General features: G+C 37.7%; 18 protein-coding genes. 5 read left to right on the forward strand and 13 right to left on the reverse strand.

From position 1 onward, the window contains the following. Window positions 1-11: 11 nt before the first annotated feature. Both ACFSR3_RS15890 and ACFSR3_RS15895 read right to left on the reverse strand, forming a co-directional pair. Entirely contained in the window at window positions 12-1,088 is a 1,077-nt protein-coding gene (locus ACFSR3_RS15890; protein WP_379822382.1) for a hypothetical protein, read from the reverse strand. 9 nt (window positions 1,089-1,097) lie between these two features. Then, on the reverse strand, window positions 1,098-1,616 hold the full coding sequence (locus ACFSR3_RS15895) for a DUF5004 domain-containing protein (protein WP_379822384.1): 519 nt from the start codon (window positions 1,614-1,616) through the stop codon (window positions 1,098-1,100). A 459-nt stretch (window positions 1,617-2,075) separates the two neighbouring features. Between ACFSR3_RS15895 and ACFSR3_RS15900 the strand changes: the two genes are divergently transcribed. Next, window positions 2,076-3,677 (forward strand): DUF6377 domain-containing protein, encoded by a 1,602-nt coding sequence (locus ACFSR3_RS15900; protein ID WP_379822385.1) that lies wholly within the window; start codon window positions 2,076-2,078, stop codon window positions 3,675-3,677. Between the two features lie 30 nt (window positions 3,678-3,707). On the opposite strand, the gene ACFSR3_RS15905 is transcribed toward ACFSR3_RS15900, so the two are convergent. Further along, window positions 3,708-5,174: a magnesium chelatase gene (locus ACFSR3_RS15905; protein WP_379822387.1), complete on the reverse strand. Its 1,467-nt coding sequence runs from the start codon at window positions 5,172-5,174 to the stop codon at window positions 3,708-3,710. 20 nt (window positions 5,175-5,194) lie between these two features. Next, on the reverse strand, window positions 5,195-6,313 hold the full coding sequence (locus ACFSR3_RS15910; protein WP_379822388.1) for a vWA domain-containing protein: 1,119 nt from the start codon (window positions 6,311-6,313) through the stop codon (window positions 5,195-5,197). 157 nt (window positions 6,314-6,470) lie between these two features. Here ACFSR3_RS15910 and ACFSR3_RS15915 point away from each other — a divergent pair, with 157 nt between their 5' ends. Continuing rightward, a complete protein-coding gene (locus ACFSR3_RS15915) occupies window positions 6,471-6,899 on the forward strand; it encodes a DoxX family membrane protein (protein ID WP_379822389.1) in 429 nt (142 codons plus the stop codon). Here the strand turns inward: ACFSR3_RS15915 and ACFSR3_RS15920 are convergent. From ACFSR3_RS15920 to ACFSR3_RS15935, 4 genes are read right to left on the reverse strand one after another with little or no spacing between them, the layout of a single operon-like run. Then, window positions 6,896-7,363: a hypothetical protein gene (locus tag ACFSR3_RS15920; RefSeq protein ID WP_379822390.1), complete on the reverse strand. Its 468-nt coding sequence runs from the start codon at window positions 7,361-7,363 to the stop codon at window positions 6,896-6,898. The genes ACFSR3_RS15915 and ACFSR3_RS15920 overlap by 4 nt on opposite strands. A 19-nt stretch (window positions 7,364-7,382) precedes the next feature. Next, window positions 7,383-8,984, reverse strand: a complete 1,602-nt coding sequence (locus tag ACFSR3_RS15925) for a Na+/H+ antiporter (protein WP_379822392.1) — start codon at window positions 8,982-8,984, stop codon at window positions 7,383-7,385. Between the two features lie 26 nt (window positions 8,985-9,010). Beyond that, entirely contained in the window at window positions 9,011-9,910 is a 900-nt protein-coding gene (locus ACFSR3_RS15930; RefSeq protein ID WP_379822394.1) for an aldo/keto reductase, read from the reverse strand. Beyond that, complete coding sequence (locus ACFSR3_RS15935) at window positions 9,910-11,112, reverse strand: glycoside hydrolase family 88 protein (RefSeq protein WP_379822395.1); 1,203 nt, start codon at window positions 11,110-11,112, stop codon at window positions 9,910-9,912. Before ACFSR3_RS15935 ends, ACFSR3_RS15930 begins: the two co-directional genes overlap by 1 nt. 158 nt (window positions 11,113-11,270) lie before the next feature. On the opposite strand from ACFSR3_RS15935, the gene trhA reads away from it, so the two are divergent. After that, window positions 11,271-11,906, forward strand: coding sequence for a PAQR family membrane homeostasis protein TrhA (gene trhA, locus ACFSR3_RS15940; RefSeq protein ID WP_379822397.1), 636 nt, complete (start codon window positions 11,271-11,273; stop codon window positions 11,904-11,906). A 2-nt stretch (window positions 11,907-11,908) separates the two neighbouring features. Here the strand turns inward: trhA and ACFSR3_RS15945 are convergent, their stop codons facing one another. The 3 genes from ACFSR3_RS15945 to ACFSR3_RS15955 form a co-directional block, all read right to left on the reverse strand. Continuing rightward, entirely contained in the window at window positions 11,909-12,574 is a 666-nt protein-coding gene (locus ACFSR3_RS15945) for a response regulator transcription factor (RefSeq protein WP_379822399.1), read from the reverse strand. Between the two features lie 4 nt (window positions 12,575-12,578). Then, a complete protein-coding gene (locus tag ACFSR3_RS15950; RefSeq protein WP_379822400.1) occupies window positions 12,579-13,349 on the reverse strand; it encodes a sensor histidine kinase in 771 nt (256 codons plus the stop codon). A gap of 633 nt (window positions 13,350-13,982) precedes the next feature. Continuing rightward, a complete protein-coding gene (locus ACFSR3_RS15955; protein ID WP_379822401.1) occupies window positions 13,983-14,597 on the reverse strand; it encodes a hypothetical protein in 615 nt (204 codons plus the stop codon). A gap of 284 nt (window positions 14,598-14,881) precedes the next feature. Between ACFSR3_RS15955 and ACFSR3_RS15960 the strand changes: the two genes are divergently transcribed. Both ACFSR3_RS15960 and ACFSR3_RS15965 read left to right on the forward strand, forming a co-directional pair. Further along, window positions 14,882-15,757, forward strand: a complete 876-nt coding sequence (locus tag ACFSR3_RS15960; RefSeq protein WP_379822403.1) for a carbon-nitrogen hydrolase — start codon at window positions 14,882-14,884, stop codon at window positions 15,755-15,757. Between the two features lie 86 nt (window positions 15,758-15,843). Further along, entirely contained in the window at window positions 15,844-16,908 is a 1,065-nt protein-coding gene (locus ACFSR3_RS15965) for an agmatine deiminase family protein (protein ID WP_169520605.1), read from the forward strand. Between the two features lie 82 nt (window positions 16,909-16,990). On the opposite strand, the gene trxA is transcribed toward ACFSR3_RS15965, so the two are convergent. After that, window positions 16,991-17,296: a thioredoxin gene (gene trxA / locus ACFSR3_RS15970; protein ID WP_379822404.1), complete on the reverse strand. Its 306-nt coding sequence runs from the start codon at window positions 17,294-17,296 to the stop codon at window positions 16,991-16,993. 86 nt (window positions 17,297-17,382) lie between these two features. Then, window positions 17,383-18,795, reverse strand: coding sequence for an MBL fold metallo-hydrolase (locus tag ACFSR3_RS15975; protein WP_379822405.1), 1,413 nt, complete (start codon window positions 18,793-18,795; stop codon window positions 17,383-17,385). Window positions 18,796-18,908 lie beyond the last annotated feature (113 nt).

Consider the following 18,908-nt stretch of genomic DNA (forward strand, 5'->3'; position numbering starts at 1 on the left):
TGATTAGCTTATTAGTCCAGCGGTTTTAGTGGTATGTTAGTATCAGTAATTACCCTGCCGTTGTTGTCTACAACATTAACATGTATTTCTGTCACATTTACATTCTGAAGTTTTGTAACCAGATCAACAAAACCTTTAATTTCACTTACACCCCCTGAGAATTCTCCGGTAATTACTACATCTGCAGCAGTAATAGTATAAATAAGCTTATTAACGTTCGATTCATTGTTAGTTCTTATTATCCCTAAAAAGTCTCTTTTACTAATTTGTGTAGGGAAGAACATAAATTTAGGTGGCGGTGGCGGAATGTATTCAGCAGCGTTTATTACCTGATCCGGTGTAGTACCTGCCCAATCATCTTTAACCATAAGAAAAACAAGATTTTCCATTACATAGCCATCCGGAGCGTTGTAGTAAACAGAAGGAATAAGGTCCATCTTGTAAATACCTCCTCCAAGATTCTTAAGTTGGGTTTTTTCTACTATTTCAGGTAACCATGCCTGATATTCAACTTTTAAATCCCAGTTATTAAGTCCACTGTGAAAATGAACACTTGTTGCATCTTCAAATCCGGGCTGAAGATTAGCATTAAAAAGTATGCTTAGTCCTCCAGTCAATGTAGGTGCAGGCGGATAAGCCCTGATAAGTTCATTTGAAGTAGCGAAATCTGCAAACGGAGTGTAAGCAACATTTGAAACATCAGACTGCTTAGTACCGGTCTTGTCTTTTAGTCTAAACCAAAAACCGGCACTTGCAGCGATATCTTCAGCACTTTTAGAGAAATAAACAGTTGGAGTAAGTGTAAAACTCCAAACTTTATTTCCTTCATAATGAAGCTTTGCAAAATCTGATGAATTTTCCCAGTTACCTGCATCCGGCTCTGAAGGAGACCATATCCATAAATAAAGGTCCTCAGTTTCCGCAAACGTTGTAGCTGAAAGATCAAAAAACCAGGTTACTTCTTCGTCGTACTTATATATTACCGGGTACGACCAAATCTTAGTTGGTGCTCCGGCATTTTCCTGTGCCTGTATAAAGTTCGGAACCATTATAAAGGCAAGTAATAGTATATGTATAAATCTTTTCATTTTTACTTATTAATTAATTGCGTTTAGTTTGAACTTATAAGAAACAAAAGCAATACCTCCTGAAACCCTCACAAGATGCAGTTCCATTTCTTCATTGCTTCCCGGTACTGAAGCTAACCTTAGCTCATCCGTTTTCATTGTTTTTTCAGCATCACTATATAAATATATTCTCACCGCTTCGCCATTTGCCTGCTGAAAATCACTGCTTAATGACCAGTATCCGTTTAAGGCAAACAAAGGTGGTACATTCCCAGTCACTTCATAAGTTGTTGGCTGGTTGTTTTCGTCTACATTAAATTTAATTCTGAAATTGTCATAATTAAACAATGTACTTAAATCCTGTTCCGATGGCTCTGTTTTTGCTGCTTTAGCAACTTCATCAACCATCTTAAGATTCATTAATCCCCATTCTCCCTGAATCTTTTCATTAAGGGTGATGGGATCCACATGGTGGCCATCATCAGCTTCGTTGCAACCAACGGCCAACAAGCTAATCATAGCTAGCAGATAGATAATTTTACATCTCATAAATTTGTTGTTTTTTGTTAGGTTAAATTGTTCTTTAAAAGAATAGAACGAAGCTACTCGTTAAAAGCATCTAAAAAAAAACATTCAGCTAAAATCAAGATACTATATCGTTATAATTAAGATTAAATAACTGTTTAACAGACAATTAAAAAACAGTCATCTTTAAAAAAATCAAGATATAATTTAGATAAAAACAGCCTATTTAATCATTAAATAAATGACAATATGTAAAATTTATCGGGTTATTTTTTTACATATATCATATATACTACTATTTTTTTAAGGAATTTAAAGTTTTTACGGTATATTTAACAGCTAAAATAATTCTGTTAAAAAAAAGACCTTGATTTACGTAAATATTTGGTAATTCAGGTAATTAACGAAATAGAAAACTCAAAAACAGATTTGATTTTTTTGAAGCTGTTTTTTCCATTAGTCCAAAAACACCCTATCTATAAAATGCACAAAAAAGTTTACTTTTTACTCACTCTACTATTTACTTTTTCAGTTTCTGCAAAAGATATTGACCCTATCTTAGACAGTCTCGATCATGCCCTTCTAAAAAAAGAAGTATTCATAAAACAGAAATATGAACGCATAAGACAATTAAAAAGGGACGTTCATAAATACACCTTAAGTAAAGACAATCTTAATCTGTATCACGACTACATGAAGTTGTTTGAAGAATATAAATCCTTCAAATATGACTCCGCTTATTATTATATTGAATCGGCAAAGGCAAGGGCGCATATCTTAAAAGACACTCAGCTGCTTTCAAAAACCAAGATAAAGGAAGGATTTGTGCTTCTGTCTTCAGGGCTCTTCAAAGAAGCCATTGACACCCTTAACAGTGTTGAATTGGGAGGCCTGGATGCCAAAAGCCAATATGATTATTACTCAGTAAAGGCCCGTGCATATTATGATCTTGCCGATTACACTAAAGATCAGCGTTATAATATAAACTACATTCAAAAAGGAAACCTGCTGTTAGAAAAAGCTATATCTCTTGTAGAAAAAAACACTAATGATTACTGGGCTGCAGAAAGTCTTAAAAGACTAAAGCAACAGGACTGGAAGGGTACTGAAGAGGCCTTTAGTTACTGGGTAAATAATTATAAATTACCACGCGAATATTATGGCATAGCCACCTCATCACTCGGATATATCTATTCTGAAAAAGGAGATAATGATAAAGCCATTTACTATCTTGCTCTTGCCGCTATCGCCGACGTTAAGAATGCAACTAAAGAAACGGTAGCGCTGCGTAACCTGGCAAACGAACTTTTCAAGAAAGGCTATCTTGAAAAGGCTAATCATTATATTAACCTTGCTATGGACGATGCGACCTTTTATGATGCAAGACATCGCAAGATTGAGATATCGACCATACTGCCAATTATTGAAAAAGCACAACTTAATAAGGTAAACGATAAAAATGACTTATTAGAAAAGATCGTTATACTACTAACGGTTCTTGCACTCATAATCATCCTTTTCCTTATTATTATATTCAAACAGCTTAAAGAACGTAATGCCTCAAGAAAAGCAATGGCAGAATCTTTTGAAAAGCTTCAGCAAATGAATAAAAGCCTGAGCGAGGCTAACACAATTAAAGAAGAATATATTGCCTATTTTATTCGGGCAACATCCGATTTCATCAATAAACTGGATCATTTACAAAAAAGTACTATCCAAAAGATAATCTCAAAAAAGACCGATGAAGTATTAACCAGTCTTAAAGGCTACAACATTAAAAAGGAAAGAGAAAGTCTTTTCCATCAGTTCGATGAGATCTTCCTTAGGCTTTTCCCTTCATTCATTTCTGATTTCAATGCTCTTTTCCCTCCGGACAACAGGACAATCGTTAAAAAAGGCGAATTACTGAATACTGAGCTTCGTATTTATGCATTATACCGTTTGGGAATACAGGACAGCAATCAGGTGGCCGAATTCCTTGAACTTTCAGTATCCACTATTTATACCTATAAAACAAGGATAAAGAGTAAATCTGACTATAAAGAAGTATTTGAAGAAAAAATAATGGCTATTGAGACCATTTAAAAAAAGCCGGCTAGTAGCCGGCTTTTTCTATTAAAGGTTTTTGCTGATATAACTTCCGTAAAGATCCTTAAACTGATATCCTTCCGTATATCTGTCCTTACTTAGTTTTTTGAACTCTGATAAGCCCCAAAGGATGAATTCTTTTAAGAAATACTGATCTTCTTTAGCAGCATTCGGCTGGTACTTCTGTACTACTTGCTTTAAGGGGATAATTGAATCCAGCAGTTTTTTATAGTCCTTATCCGACGCATCGTCCGGAAGCTCAAAACCACTCTCGTTAAAGAACCAGTCTATAACTTCCTGGTAAGGACCTTTCTCATTTTGCTTTTCAAGCTTCTCTATCTTAGGGAAGAAATCAGGGAATAATGTTTTCACCGCTTCGCTAATCAGGTGTTCTGCTACAACAGCAGCTCCCTCCTGTTCTCCTTCATATACCAACTCTACTTTTCCTGTTATTGCCGGAATAACTCCCATAAAATCAGAAAGACGAACTGATGTCTTATCATCACCCGAACGTAATGCTCTTCTCTCGGCAGTACTAAGCAGGTTCTCAAATGCAGTAATACTCATCCTTGCACTCACTCCACTTTTATAATCGATAAATTCGCTTTCGCGGGCTTCAAAGCTAATCTGCTCCAACAGGTCTTTTGCTAATGAAGGTACGTGTATAAACTCACTCTGGCGTCCGTCCAGATTTGCCTCCTGCTCGGTGATTGTCCTTGCTATCTTAACGGTTTCAGGATAGTGTGTCAGTATCTGAGAACCGATACGGTCCTTAAGCGGCGTTACTATGCTTCCCCTGTTGGTATAATCTTCGGGGTTAGCCGTAAATATAAATTGCAGATCAAGATTCATACGCACTTTAAAACCACGAATCTGGATATCTCCTTCCTGAAGAATATTGAATAATGCCACCTGAATCCTCGCCTGAAGATCGGGCAACTCGTTAATAACAAAGATGCAACGGTTCGCACGTGGTATCATCCCAAAATGGATAACACGATCGTCAGCATACGATAGTTTCAGATTAGCCGCTTTGATAGGGTCAATATCCCCAATCAGATCGGCAACCGTTACATCCGGCGTTGCCAGCTTTTCATAAAAGCGTTCGCTTCGGTGCAGCCAGCTTATTGGTGTATCATCACCTTTTTCTTCAATAAGTGATTTTGCATAGCGTGAAATTGGGTTAAGCGGATCGTCATTTATCTCAGAACCCTCCACAAACGGAATGTATTCATCAAGCAGGTTAACCATTAGTCTTGCCAATCTGGTCTTTGCCTGGCCTCGTAGCCCTAACAGATTAATGTTATGGCGTGATAAAATAGCGCGTTCCAGTTCGGGTATTACGGTATTTTCAAAACCCCATACCCCTTCAAAAACAGTTTGGCCTTTGCTTATTTTGGTTCTGAGGTTATTCCTAAGTTCGTCCTTAATGCTAATGCTCTTATACCCGGCTTTTTTTAAGTCACCAAGTGTTTTTATCTTTTCTGTATTCATCTTTCCTTTTCTGTAAATTCTTATTTGATTCTTTTTTTCCTGTTGGTCTCATAATCTTCAAAGATCATCTCACCAAGTCCCTTCAAACCTGTATAGAATGCCTTACCCTGATTGGCTGCTGTAAAATGGTTTACAAATCGCTGTAAGTAAGGGTCGTTAGCTATCATAAATGTGGTTATAGGTATATGCAGTTTTCGTGCCTGAGCTGCCATATTATAGCATTGGTCTACTATATACTCATCAAGCCCGTTACTGTTCATATAGTAGCTTCCATCCTTCTCCTTGATACAGCTTGGCTTACCATCAGTAATCATAAATATCTGCTTGTTGGTATTACGTTTTCTGCGCAGCATATCCATAGCCAACTGAAGCCCGGCAACCGTATTGGTATGGAAAGGTCCAACCTGAAGATATGGCAAATCTTTAATGGCAATAGGCCATGCATCGTTACCAAAAACGAGTATATCCAATGTATCCTTAGGATATCGGGTCGTGATGAGCTCAGCAAGTGCCATAGCAACCTTTTTGGCAGGAGTGATGCGGTCTTCCCCATACAATATCATACTGTGGCTGATGTCTATCATCAACACGGTACTCATTTGCGCTTTATGATGAGAATCCTCAACAATAAGATCGTTCTCTGTAAGCATAAAGCTATCCACACCGTTATTTACCTGTGCATTCTTTAGGCTTTCGGTCAGGGCAATCCTATCGAGGCCGTCGCCAAAATGATATTCCCTGAATTCTCCGGTATGCTCATCGCCACTACCGGCATGCTTGGTTTTATGATTCCCGGATCCGCTTTTGTTCAGGTTCCCAAAAATCTGGTTTAGTGCCTGCTGTCTGATAGACCTTTCAGTCTTTGCTGTGATCTTTAATCCGCCCGAACCATCGTCCTTAGTTTCGTCTTTTATATAACCTTTCTTTTTAAGGTCTTCAATAAAGTCGTCTATGGTATAATTTTCGTCGGTAAGCTTATATTCTTTGTCCAGCTGTCGCAGCCAGTCCAGGGCTTCATCAAGGTCGCCTGAAGTATAGGTAATAAGTTCGGTAAAGATCTCAAAGAGTTTATCAAACGGAGACACATAGGGAGCCTCATATTGCCTGAATATGAAGCCTTTTTTGTTATTTGCTTCCATAGCCTATAAAATTATCACATTATTGAATTGGCTCAGCAAAAACAGCAGACAAATTTTAGTTAAAAATGACCAATTGTATACATCATTTCTTAATCTGGATTAAGTTTTTTGAAACAGCAAAAACTCAACTTTGCCTCATAACAAATACCTGTCAATTATGAAAAATTCATTTCAGCTTTATTTACGCCTTGCCTTAGGCATTGGTTTCATACTTCCGGTAATGGATCGTCTTGGAATGCTTGGCCTTCCCGGAGAACCAAATGTAGGCTGGGGTAACTGGAGTAATTTTGTAGATTACACCAATTCTCTTATGCCCTATCTGAGCAGAACAGTTGCCAATGTATTGGGAGGTATTGCTTCTGTAGCCGAAGTAGTTTTCGGCATACAGCTTATCATCGGTTACAAAACAAAATATGCAGCCATAGGCAGCGGTTTCTTAACCCTTACTTTTGCTTTAAGTATGCTGTTCTTTGCCGGATATAGGTCTCCATTTAACTATTCAGTATTTGTATGCAGTGCTGCTGCGTTTTTGCTTTCGGCTATAGAAAACTACAAATGGAGTTTGGATGATAAGTTAAATAATTAAAAAGGATTTTTACCTTCTTTTACCTCTACCAAAAGAGTATCAATATATTTAGAAAGACTATATGAAATTAAACGAATCCATTCAGATGTCTTATCACTGTAAAAACCTTCATAGACTGGAGGATTGTTACCTTCATCAAGGTAAACAAATAAGCATTGAGTTCCTACATTATATATATCAATAACAAAAAAAGGTCTTGAAATTATTTTATTCCGAAAGTCTAGTTTCTCACGAACATATTCCTGCAATTCTTCTTGAGATTCATTAACTCCATAATCCAGGACGTAGCAAAAATTTCCAGCTAAATGCAATAATTCTCGCAATGCTTTTGGAAAAGTTTTCCCCTGATTGTATAATTGTTCAAGGTGTATAATTTCTGATTCAGGAATAGGCTCATTATTTAAATCTAGCTTTCCAGATCTATAAGGATTTTTCTGTAATTCCTTTAAATATTCTATCTCCATTGTCTTACTCTTTTATATACTACCCCTCATACATCTCCATATTAAGCCTTGTTTCTTCAAGGTCGAGTTCACGTTCAATCTTACGAAGTATCTCTTCACTTGCCTTACCCTGACGATGCAGTTCATCTATCTTTTTGCGTTCTACGTTAAGTACATCTATCTGCAGTTGGGTATATTCGTTAAAAATATTGGTTGCCAAAACTTCTCCGTTACCAAAAAAATGTGCCGGAAGCTCAGTCTTTTGCAGTCGGTTATATTTTACCTCATACTTGCTCTTAATATTATTCAGTAATTCATCTTGTAATAGCGAATAGTTATCTTCTATATGGGTAATAGCATGAGATACGATATTATTGCGCACTTCATATTCTTCCGCATACATAGAATAGGGCTGAATTTTTAATTTCTTAATAACCCAGGGCAATGTTAGTCCCAGCAATACCAGCGTAGATACAATAACACAAAATACAAGATAAATGATAAGACTACGATGAGGAAAAGGATCGCCATTTTTAAATGTCAGCGGTATAGCAAGTGCCGCAGCCATAGATACCACACCACGCATACCCGCCCATCCGAATACCACCAGATTGCGGCTGTCGAATTCTTCGTTATCTCGTATTCTTTTACTTAATACCCTTGGAAGCATAGCTGCAGGTATTACCCATAAAAAACGTACTATAATAACCACAAAGCTTATTGCGCCACCCCACAGCAATAGTGACGTCATAGAATATTCTCCTATCCCATCCATGATCTGGCGCAACTGGAGTCCGATAAGGATAAATATCAATCCGTTAAGAATATACGCAACCACATCCCAAACGGTAACTGCCATAATACGGCTCTGGTGTGAGAATATCTCTCCCGCCCTATAAGAAAGGTATAAGCCTGTTGACACCACCGCAAGCACCCCTGAATAATGGAAATGTTCCGCAATAAGATAGGATGCAAATGGTGTCAGGAAGGTAAACGTCACTTCTATGATCGGGTCACAAACAAACTTTTTATGAATAAGATACATTGCATACCCCAATGCCAGACCAATCGCAACACCTGCGCCCGCCACCACAAGGAAGTTAATACCGGCTTCCCATAGTACGAAATTACCTGCTGCAACGGCTGCAAGTGCATATTTGTAAGCCACAAGACCACTGGCATCATTTACGAGGCTTTCCCCATCAAGTATGGTGAGCAATCTGGGATTAAGTCCTAATCCTTTTGTAATTGATGTAGCAGCTACAGCATCCGGAGGCGAAACAATGGCACCTATCAGAAAGGCTATTGGCCAACTGATATCATCTATCAGTTCATGCGCTACAACAGCTACAGCCAATGTAGTAAAGAATACCAAACCAATAGCCGCAAGGCTTATGGGGCGAATAGCTCCCTTAAAGTCATGCCAGCTTGTATGCCAGGAGGCATGGTACAGCAATGGCGGTAAGAATATTACAAATACAATTTCAGGACTCAGCGCAATTACCGGAAGTCCGGGAACTATACTAATTATAATTCCGCATAACACTAAAACTATGGGAAAAGGAAAATTGTATTTATTACTTAGTATTCCTAAAAAGGCAATACCAAACAACATCATAATTATAATAGCAACGTTTTCCATATGGGAAGCTGACTTTCTTTTTAGTGTTATCGGTGTTCAGAATACGTATTACCTGCCCATAAAGCCTGTAAATGCTGACGTTCTTCTTCCATCAAAGGTAAGGTATTGGCCGTATTAATAGCATCTTCAAGCTGTTTTAGTGTACGAATACCCGCAACAGCTGTTGTTACTGCCGGATGACCGTTGACATATCGCATAACTGTTTCCTGTAACGTTCTGCCCTCCGGCAGGTTATTTTTCAGTTCATTTACTATTTTTTCTACCTCAGCAGCTTTAAGATTCAGGTAATCCGAAGCAGGTTTATCAACCAACAGCCCCGAGGCCATACTGCCACGGGCTAAAACACCAATATTTTTATTAAGCAATAGGTCTAAAGTTTCTTCTTCGGGCCTGCGGTCAAGATAACTGTATTGGGTCATTACAGCTGCAATGTTTGACCTTTTCACAAATTCTCTAATTACATTAGGGCGTATGGACGACAAACCATAACTTCTGATCTTGCCCATATCAACCAAACGTTCAAAAGTCTCAATGGATTCATCCATAGGGTCGTCCATTGTACCGCCATGCAACAGATAAAGATCGATATAATCCGTTTGTAATCTTTTCAGGCTATCATCCACAGCGTTCAGAATGTATTCCTTACGCGGATTCCAGTCCCAGCCACTACCATCTTTCCTCCATTGATTGCCTACTTTTGTTGAGATAAAAACATCTTTACGCTTTCCTTTGAGAGCATTTCCTAAAAGCCTTTCGTTCTCTCCTTTCTCATACAGGTCGGCAGTATCAAAAAGATTAATACCTCCGTCAATAGCCTTATTGATTATAGCATCGTTCTCTGTTCCATCGCTTTTAAGCGACATACAGCCAAAACTTATATCGCTTACCTTAAATCCTGTTTTATGAATTGTATTGTACTTCATCATTAAAAAAATCGCTTAACCCACATTAATTTTTCAAGCCTTGCCAGGCATTCCATATAGTAATAATCAGCATAGATCATTGAACAATCTATTTCGCTTCCGGCGGGTTTGTGCCCTGTAGAATGCAGCAACAATGCATTGTTCTCATAGCGGCTCTGATAATGGTTCGTTAACTCCGTTATCATCTTCATGGCCTTTTCTTCATATTCCCTTTTCAGCTTACTGTCTTTGGTAAAAGTAGCCAGTTCGAGTAATGCCGAAGCCGTAATAGCTGCTGCCGAAGCATCCCTTGGTGCCTGTGGGTCTGTATCATTAAAATCCCAATAAGGAATCATATCTTTTGGAAGCCTGTCGAGATAAACTCTTGCCAACTTATGAGCAAAATCACGGAATTTACGGTCGCCAGTTTCCCTGTACACCATCGTAAAGCCATAAATAGCCCATGCCTGTCCCCTCGCCCACATACTATCGTCAGACAATCCCTGTGCTGTAACTCCTTTTATTTTTTGACCCGTTTCAGGGTCATAAACCACAACATGATATGCCGAACAATCAGGCCTGAAATGATTTTGCATGGTAGTTTCGGCATGTTTTACAGCAATATCATATAGCTTTTTGTTACCTCCGTGTTTTGATGCCCAAAATAACATTTCAAGGTTCATCATATTATCTATAATGGTATTATGTCCGCCATACTTAGCATGAGGCCACGATTGTATCGTACCAACCTTCGCATTGAATAATGTAGCAAGCGTATCGGCAGCCCTGAGCACAGCTTCCTTGTATTCCTTTTTACCCGTTAGCTGATAAGCATTACCAAAACTATTAAACACCTGAAACCCTAAATCGTGGTCGGCAGCTTTAGTGTTGGTTAACGGCAGTAAATAGTTTGTATATTTTTCGGCAGCAGCCAATATCTTTTTATCATGACTGGTTTCATAAACGTACCATAACTGACCCGGCCAGAAACCGCTAGTCCAGTCCTTATAATCAACATAGTTCCACTCTTTGCTTTTAGCCGGAATGCTTCGTGGCAACGACTTCCCGTCATTTGGAAGTGCCGTAAGTGTATTTAGTGTATGTACCTTGCAATATTCAAGCTGTGTTTTCAGGTCGAGACTTACAATATCTTTTTTAAGAGTCTGTGCATTTACAAAAAGTGTTGTTATGAATAGGAAACTTAAAAACAGTAAGCGTATTTTCATGGATATTAATTGGTGCTTTGGGTGATTAATACCCAAAAATATAAAACATTAATTTCTACAGCTATACTTTTTGCTATTAGATTATAACAAAATATTAGCAATTGGATATTATGTGTAAAAAAGGCGAACCATTACCTTTGTAGTCTTATTATTAAGACATGTCAAAAAAGAATAGAAAGCAGGAAGAATTCTGGAACGTTATTACCCACGGTGCCGGTGCTTTACTATCTGTAGCTGCCCTGATACTACTGGCAGGATTTGCTGCTTTCAGAGGAACAAAAACTGATCTTGCCGCTGCCCTTGTATTTGGCATTAGCCTGGTGCTTTTATATTCAGCTTCTACAATATATCATGCCATGTATAAACTAAAATGGAAACGCATTTTTCAGCGTATCGACCATTTATGCATATACATACTCATTGCAGGAACCTATACCCCAGTAGCCCTGTTAGGACTGAAAGGTATATGGGGATGGTGCATCTTTGGGTTTATATGGGCATTTGCCATTGCCGGATTCATCTTTAAATTTTCGCCATTGCGAAAATCTGAAAAACTATCACTCATTCTTTATGCATTAATGGGATGGCTCATAATTATAGCCATAAAACCACTGATAGAAAATGTAGCAGCAGGTGCTCTTTATTACTTATTGGGAGGCGGACTGTGTTATACTATAGGGATTTACTTTTTTGCAAAAGAAAAGATTCCCTACAACCATACCATCTGGCATTTGTTTGTATTGGGAGGCAGTGCCCTGCACTTCTTCGGGATCTTCTTTTATCTTATCCCTTAACACTATTTCTCTGCAAATGGAGGAGTAAGCTTGTGCTTGTATGAAAACAGTACCAGTCCTACTTTAGACTTAATGTTGTATTTCTCAAAAAGCGCAGTACGATAAGCTTCGATTGATTTTACAGATACACTCATTATATCGGCCATTTGCTCGTAAGTATACTCTTTTTCATCACAAACCAATCTCAGGAAATCATACTCCCTTTCAGTAAGTTTTATCCCACTCTTAGGCTCAGTATTAGCAAAAGGATCATATTTCCTGACACGCTTAAGGATCTCAACAACATTGTTGTAACCAACAGTTGCAATATTATCTATTGCGAATTTCAAGTCCTGAGCAGTACAGTTTTTATGTAAAAACCCTCTTGCCCCATGATGATAAGCAGCATCAATAATCTGTTCATCAAAATGTTGGGTAAGCAAGAGCACCTTATATTCCTCATCTTTTTCTTCCAGCACTTTTAGCACCTCTACACCATTCAGTCCGGGCATAGAATAGTCTATGATAAAAAGATTAGGTTTATCCTCAATAGGTAAAGCATTCAAAAAATCGTTTCCGTTTTCAAATTCAGCAACAACCTTATAATTACTTATTTTCTCGAGGAGTTCCCTTAGGCCCTGCCTTACAATTTTATGATCGTCAACAATACCAATAGTAATTTTGTCCATAGGCTTATTTTTCAGAAATGATTATATGTGTTCCCTCACCAGGGGCCGAATCCAGTTTGACCTTAAAGTTAATGATTTCGGCACGTTTTACAATATTTTTAAGCCCTAAACCTGATTTACTATCATTAATGCTATCCGGTATGAATCCTTTACCGTTATCAGCAACAGTAAGTTCAAAGCAAGGTTCTGTTTTCAACGTGATATCCACAACCGATGCACCGGAATGCTTCAGTGCATTATTGATAACCTCCTGAAAAATACGGTAGATAACGATCTTTACATCGCTTTCAAAAGATTTTTTGCGACTACCGCTCAAAATAAGGTTAACCTGCAACTTAGTGTTGCTTTTAAGACGCTCTACCTCTGCCTCTATCGCTTTCACAAGGCTTTCCTGCACCAATAGCTGACTGTTAAGCGAATGGCTAATGCTACGTATCGACTTAGACAAAGTTCCGATAGACTGGCTTAAAGGGTTAAGTGCTTCGTTAAGTTCTGGGTTATCGTATTTAAGATTTTCAACAACAAAATTGATATAAGTAAGCTGCTGCCCTGCATCGTCGTGCAGATCCTGCGAAATGTTATTGAGTACCTGCTCCTGGGTTTCCATAATTGTCGCATTAAGCGTTTTTTGGAAATTGAGGTCTTTCTCGTAGATGAGCTTAGTATAACTCTTTATTTTATGGATATACAACTTAATGATAAGCACGCAAAAAAGTACTATTAAACTAACAAACAGTACACTTATAACGATACCAAAAGCAATATTATCAAGCATGTTTAAATTTCCTTTCTCTGTAAATATAGATGTTTATAAGGGTATAGTAGATGATGTTTACGAAGTAAATAATAAAATTATAAAGGCTAATGTTACCGAATACAATTGTATCTGCCAAAGCTTTGCTTTTAAATCCAAATACAAAGCTCAAGCCAAAGAAAAAAAGCACTGGTGAAAATAGTAAAAGATAGTTATTTGATTTAAATAATTTGAAATTTTCTTTCTTCAATTGATAGAAGCTTTCATATATAAAAATTGATATATATATAAATGCTCCTAAAATAAATATATTAAAATTAAAATTGTAAAAACCTTCTATATATAATAGAAAGCTACTTAATAAAAGAAAGACTGTAAGTATTAGGCTTACAGCTTTCTTTTTGAAAAAATGTTGAGAAATAACTACTATCCATAAACCATTATGTATTAAAAAACTAAGGTTATATGTTAGTTCAATACTCATATTTTTTAAAGCCAAAATATAAGTACTTATTTCTGTAGTAAGGCAAACTATGATTATTGAAAATAAATACTTATTTTCAATTTTATTTAAATTTAAGCGTAAAATAACTGTGAATGTAATTAAAACACACAAACTTATTGGCTTAAAATAATTTAAAAATTCCATTTATCTTATAGTGGATTTTTTGCAGGTATAAGTGTTGGCCATCGAGAATAATCAAAATAAGCATTCGTTATATTTTCAATTTTAAAAACAACCGTTTTTCCAATTGATCCGCCAAAATCAACTTCAAAAAATTTGAATTCAGTTGCAGTCGTCAAATTATGTTTTTTCTGAAGTCCATAAAATAAGGGACGCGAATAACAACTATAGTTTGTATCAAAATCTGAATTAGTATCTATACTAATATCACCAGTAGAATCAACATGAAAGGCTATATATTTACTATAGCTACATTCCTGTTCATTTAAAATTTCACGTAATGTAAAAGTTTTAATTTTTGCAGTTGCCATTTGACTTTCGACTATTGAAATGTGTAATGAATCTAATTGGTGGCTTTCCCCTATACATTCTAAATAATCATTACTTTCACAAATATCCGTTTCCTTGTCTTTTAACCAGTTTACACGTTCGGCAGGTGTCATACTCTCTAACACAGAGAAAAATGAACAATCGGTCTCTAAGGAAGTCTGAACTGGCGGCTTAGACTTCGGTTCATCCTTTTCTTTCTTACATCCTACAAATAGGGTAGCCGTGATTCCCACTAAAAATAAAATTCGTTTCATATTGATAAAAGTTTTAATTGATTACTTCTTTTTTGGCTTTTCAAATTTGGAAATTATACATCCTTAACGAACTAGGTAAAACCCTATTTGATTAAGATTTTAACCCTTAAACATATAATAGCTAAAATATAAAATTTTTCTTAATAATTTTAACATTTAAGCCTATATATCATTAACAAAAAGTAAAATCACAACAAAAATCACTTTAACCTAACCCTAACAGCTCCATCCTTAAAAAACCAAACTTTTTACGTAAATTTGCACTTCAATTTTTATGTAATGCCATGAGTAAAGTAAAAGTAGGATTAGTACAGATGAGCTGCGTTAAAGACAAGCAGCCTAATATTGATAAAGCCATAAGGGAAATTCGTAAAGCTGCTGCCGATGGCGCACAGATCATTTGCCTTCAGGAGCTGTTCACTTCACTGTATTTTTGTGATGTAGAGGATTATGAGAACTTTAAGCTTGCCGAAGCTATTCCGGGTCCAAGCACTGAGGCGCTTAGTCCAATTGCTAAGGAGCTTAATGTTGTTATTATTGCTTCTCTGTTCGAGAAACGTGCAGAAGGCCTATACCACAACACAACTGCTGTTATCGATGCCGATGGTACTTACCTGGGTAAATACCGTAAAATGCACATTCCGGACGATCCGGCATTTTATGAGAAATTCTACTTTACCCCTGGCGACCTGGGCTATAAAGTATTCCAGACTAAATATGCTAAGATAGGAATCCTTATCTGTTGGGATCAGTGGTATCCGGAAGCTAGCCGTATTACGGCACTTATGGGTGCAGAAATCATGTTTTACCCTACTGCTATCGGTTGGGCTACAGACCAGGACGAAGACACTAACAAAGAACAGTACGATGCATGGCAGATCATTCAGCGTTCGCATGCAGTTGCCAATGGCGTACACGTAGTAAGCGTAAACCGTGTAGGCTTTGAACAGGACGGTGCCATGAAATTCTGGGGAGGTAGTTTTGTTGCCAATCCTCAGGGTAAACTAATGTATCTAGGTTCTCATGAAAACGAAGAAACTACTGTAGTAGAAATCGATACTAAAAAAACAGATCATTACCGTACACACTGGCCTTTCCTTCGTGACAGAAGAATTGACAGCTATCAGCCAATAACAAAACGTTACCTGGACGGGGAATAGAACCTGTTTCGGGTTCTGAGTTTCGGGTTTCGGATTCTCCCGGCTCCTGAATAATTGTTTACGGATATTTATAACTACTGACATTGATGACTTTTAATACACCAACTCCAAAACAGCTGGGTTTTTCTTTTCCTGCTGAGTTTGCTGAACAACGCGCACTATGGCTTTCATGGCCTCATAAAGAGGCTTCATGGCCGGGTAAGCTGCATACTATTTATAAACCATATTGCGAGTTTATCCTTCAGGTATCGCGTCACCAAAAAGTATGCATTAATGTTGCCGATGCAGCAATGCAACAGTTTGCGCTGACAGAGATTGAAAAATTTGCACCTACGGTTCCGGGAGCAAGGCTAAATGAAATAAGCTTTTACCTGCATCCTACCAACGATGCATGGTGTCGTGACCACGGTCCTGCTTTTGTGGTAAACAAACAAACGGGTGAAAAAGCTATTGTTGACTGGGGTTATAATGCATGGGGAGACAAATATCCTCCATACGACCTAGATGATGTTATCCCAACACGCATTGGTGAAGCATTAGGCTTAAAGGTGTTTCATCCGGGTATTGTGATGGAAGGCGGAAGTGTTGAATTTAACGGTAAGGGTACACTTATGACTACTACTGCCTGTTTGCTTAACGAAAACCGTAACCCACACCTGAACCAGAAACAAATTGAAGAATACCTTTCAGAATATTATGGTGTTGACCATATCCTTTGGTTAGGCGATGGCATCGTAGGTGATGATACCGATGGCCATATAGATGATATTACCCGTTTTGTAAATGAAGATACAGTAGTAACGGTTGTTGAGGAAAATAAAAACGACGACAACTACGAACTGCTTCAGGAGAACCTTCACAGTCTTCACAAAATGCGACTTCAGGATGGCAAGCAGCTTAACGTAATTGAGCTTCCTATGCCAAAAGCGGTTATTTATGAAGACCAAAGGCTTCCGGCATCGTATGCTAACTTTTATATTGCTAATAAAAGTATTATCGTTCCTACCTTCCAGGACAGCGTAAACGATACCAAAGCTTTAGATATTATACAATCATGCTTTAAAGACCGTGAGGTTATCGGCATTGATTCAACAGACCTGATCTGGGGACTGGGCAGTTTCCATTGCCTAAGCCAGCAGGAACCTGTTTAATTTTAGATTTAGGATTTTAGATTTCAGATTAATTCCAATACTTGTAAAAGACAATTTTTACATTGGAGCAGCAATCTGAAATCTAAACTCTGAAATCTGAAATAACTTTAATCAATTCTTCCTTAGGCACTACTCCACTCTGCCTCCACAGCATTTTACCATTTTTGAACAGCATTAGCGTAGGCACGCCTTTTACCTGAAATTGTGGGTTAGCCATTAATGCCTGATTTTTATCAACATCTACCTTTATTATCTTAATACGGTCGCCAAGGGTATCTTTTACTTCTTTAAGTATAGGCGCCAGCATTTGGCAAGGTCCGCACCAGGTAGCAAAAAAATCGACAAGTACAGGTTCAGGGCTATTTATAAGTGCATTGAAGCTTTCCATATCAATAAACTTTAGTGTAACTCAAAAATACAAAAAAAGCCCCGCTCATCCTAAGACTGCAGGGCCAGCACTACGTTAATAATTAGTTATAATAAAGTCGTTGGACACAAGTATTCGGTAACGGGAACTTTTGTTTTGGTTAGTTCAGAAAATCCTCCTTCAACATCCATAAAGTTTTTGTACCCTAAACCATCTAGAATAGAGGCAGCGATCATACTACGGTAACCACCTGCACAGTAAATGACAAAAGGCATATAAAACGAGATTTTTGCCAAATGATGATATAGCGTATTTAATGGTATGTTCACCGCTCCTACTATATGCTGGGTATCGAATTCGCTTTTTTTCCTGACATCTATCACATAAGGTGATCCGGCATAGTACCTTCCAAAATCTTCTGCGGAAATCCTTTTTATGGTATTAACTTTTTTACCTGACTGTTGCCAGGCATCAAATCCGCCTTTCAGATAACCTATGGTATTATCATACCCCACTCTCGAAAGCCGTATCATCGCTTCCTCTTCTTTGCCTTCATCGGTAATTAGTAAGATCTTTTGATTAATATCGGTTACAATTTCTCCAACCCACGTCGCAAAACTGCCCTGCAGTCCTATATTTATACTAAAAGGAATAAAACCTTTGGCAAATACTGAGGCTTCCCGGGTATCGAGTATCAATGCACCCGTACTGTTGGCAATTTCTTCAAATTCATCAGCAGAAAGCGCTTTTTTAGCTTTAGTTAAAACGGCATCAAGGCTATCAGGCCCCTGTATATTAAGCAATACATTTTTAGGAAAATAAGCCGGCGGTATAGCAAGACCATTGAGCAGTTCTTTTACGAACTCATCTTCAGTCATGTCACTTCGCAAAGCATAATTCGTTTTTTTCTGATTGCCCAGGGTATCTGTAGTTTCCTTACTCATCATTTTTCCACAGGCACTCCCTGCCCCATGATTAGGATATACAATTAGCGCATCAGATAATGGCATTATTTTTTCCCTTAAAGAATGGTATAAATGCCTTGCCAGTTTATCCTGAGTCAGTTCGGCAACTACATGTTGGGCAAGATCCGGACGGCCAACATCACCAATAAAAAGCGTGTCACCTGTTATTATACCGTGCTCATTACCGTTTTCATCAATCAGAAGATAAGTAGTGCTTTCCATAGTATGCCCCGGAGTATGCAATGCTTTGATGATACACTTGCCAAGCTTAAATTCCTGTCCGTCTTTTGCAATCAATGCATCATAGGAAGGTTTGGCATTAGGACCAAAAACAATCTGAGCACCTGTCTTTGCTTTAAGGTCAAGATGACCGCTAACAAAATCTGCATGAAAATGCGTTTCGAAAACATATTTTATAACCGCATTATCATCTTCAGCCCTGTCAAGATAAGGCTGTACTTCTCTCAGGGGATCAAAAATTGCAGCTTCACCATTACTCACTACATAATAGGCCGCATGTGAAAGACATCCTGTATATATCTGTTCTATTTTCATAGTTAATTAGATTTAACAGAGTAAAATTACCAACCTTGAAAGACATGTTTTATGATAAATGTCAGGTTCCCGAAAATCATTTTGTAATCTCTTAAGGGTTTATCACAATTGTT

This window comes from Flavobacterium suzhouense (assembly GCF_042684765.1).
In the GTDB taxonomy this organism is placed as follows: domain Bacteria; phylum Bacteroidota; class Bacteroidia; order Flavobacteriales; family Flavobacteriaceae; genus Flavobacterium; species Flavobacterium suzhouense.

Coding starts and splice junctions, on each gene's coding strand:
- ACFSR3_RS15890 (WP_379822382.1), bottom strand. CDS start 1,088: ATGAAAAGATTTATACATATACTATTACTTGCCTTTATAATGGTTCCG.
- ACFSR3_RS15895 (WP_379822384.1), bottom strand. CDS start 1,616: ATGAGATGTAAAATTATCTATCTGCTAGCTATGATTAGCTTGTTGGCC.
- ACFSR3_RS15900 (WP_379822385.1), top strand. CDS start 2,076: ATGCACAAAAAAGTTTACTTTTTACTCACTCTACTATTTACTTTTTCA.
- ACFSR3_RS15905 (WP_379822387.1), bottom strand. CDS start 5,174: ATGAATACAGAAAAGATAAAAACACTTGGTGACTTAAAAAAAGCCGGG.
- ACFSR3_RS15910 (WP_379822388.1), bottom strand. CDS start 6,313: ATGGAAGCAAATAACAAAAAAGGCTTCATATTCAGGCAATATGAGGCT.
- ACFSR3_RS15915 (WP_379822389.1), top strand. CDS start 6,471: ATGAAAAATTCATTTCAGCTTTATTTACGCCTTGCCTTAGGCATTGGT.
- ACFSR3_RS15920 (WP_379822390.1), bottom strand. CDS start 7,363: ATGGAGATAGAATATTTAAAGGAATTACAGAAAAATCCTTATAGATCT.
- ACFSR3_RS15925 (WP_379822392.1), bottom strand. CDS start 8,984: ATGGAAAACGTTGCTATTATAATTATGATGTTGTTTGGTATTGCCTTT.
- ACFSR3_RS15930 (WP_379822394.1), bottom strand. CDS start 9,910: ATGATGAAGTACAATACAATTCATAAAACAGGATTTAAGGTAAGCGAT.
- ACFSR3_RS15935 (WP_379822395.1), bottom strand. CDS start 11,112: ATGAAAATACGCTTACTGTTTTTAAGTTTCCTATTCATAACAACACTT.
- trhA (WP_379822397.1), top strand. CDS start 11,271: ATGTCAAAAAAGAATAGAAAGCAGGAAGAATTCTGGAACGTTATTACC.
- ACFSR3_RS15945 (WP_379822399.1), bottom strand. CDS start 12,574: ATGGACAAAATTACTATTGGTATTGTTGACGATCATAAAATTGTAAGG.
- ACFSR3_RS15950 (WP_379822400.1), bottom strand. CDS start 13,349: ATGCTTGATAATATTGCTTTTGGTATCGTTATAAGTGTACTGTTTGTT.
- ACFSR3_RS15955 (WP_379822401.1), bottom strand. CDS start 14,597: ATGAAACGAATTTTATTTTTAGTGGGAATCACGGCTACCCTATTTGTA.
- ACFSR3_RS15960 (WP_379822403.1), top strand. CDS start 14,882: ATGAGTAAAGTAAAAGTAGGATTAGTACAGATGAGCTGCGTTAAAGAC.
- ACFSR3_RS15965 (WP_169520605.1), top strand. CDS start 15,844: ATGACTTTTAATACACCAACTCCAAAACAGCTGGGTTTTTCTTTTCCT.
- trxA (WP_379822404.1), bottom strand. CDS start 17,296: ATGGAAAGCTTCAATGCACTTATAAATAGCCCTGAACCTGTACTTGTC.
- ACFSR3_RS15975 (WP_379822405.1), bottom strand. CDS start 18,795: ATGAAAATAGAACAGATATATACAGGATGTCTTTCACATGCGGCCTAT.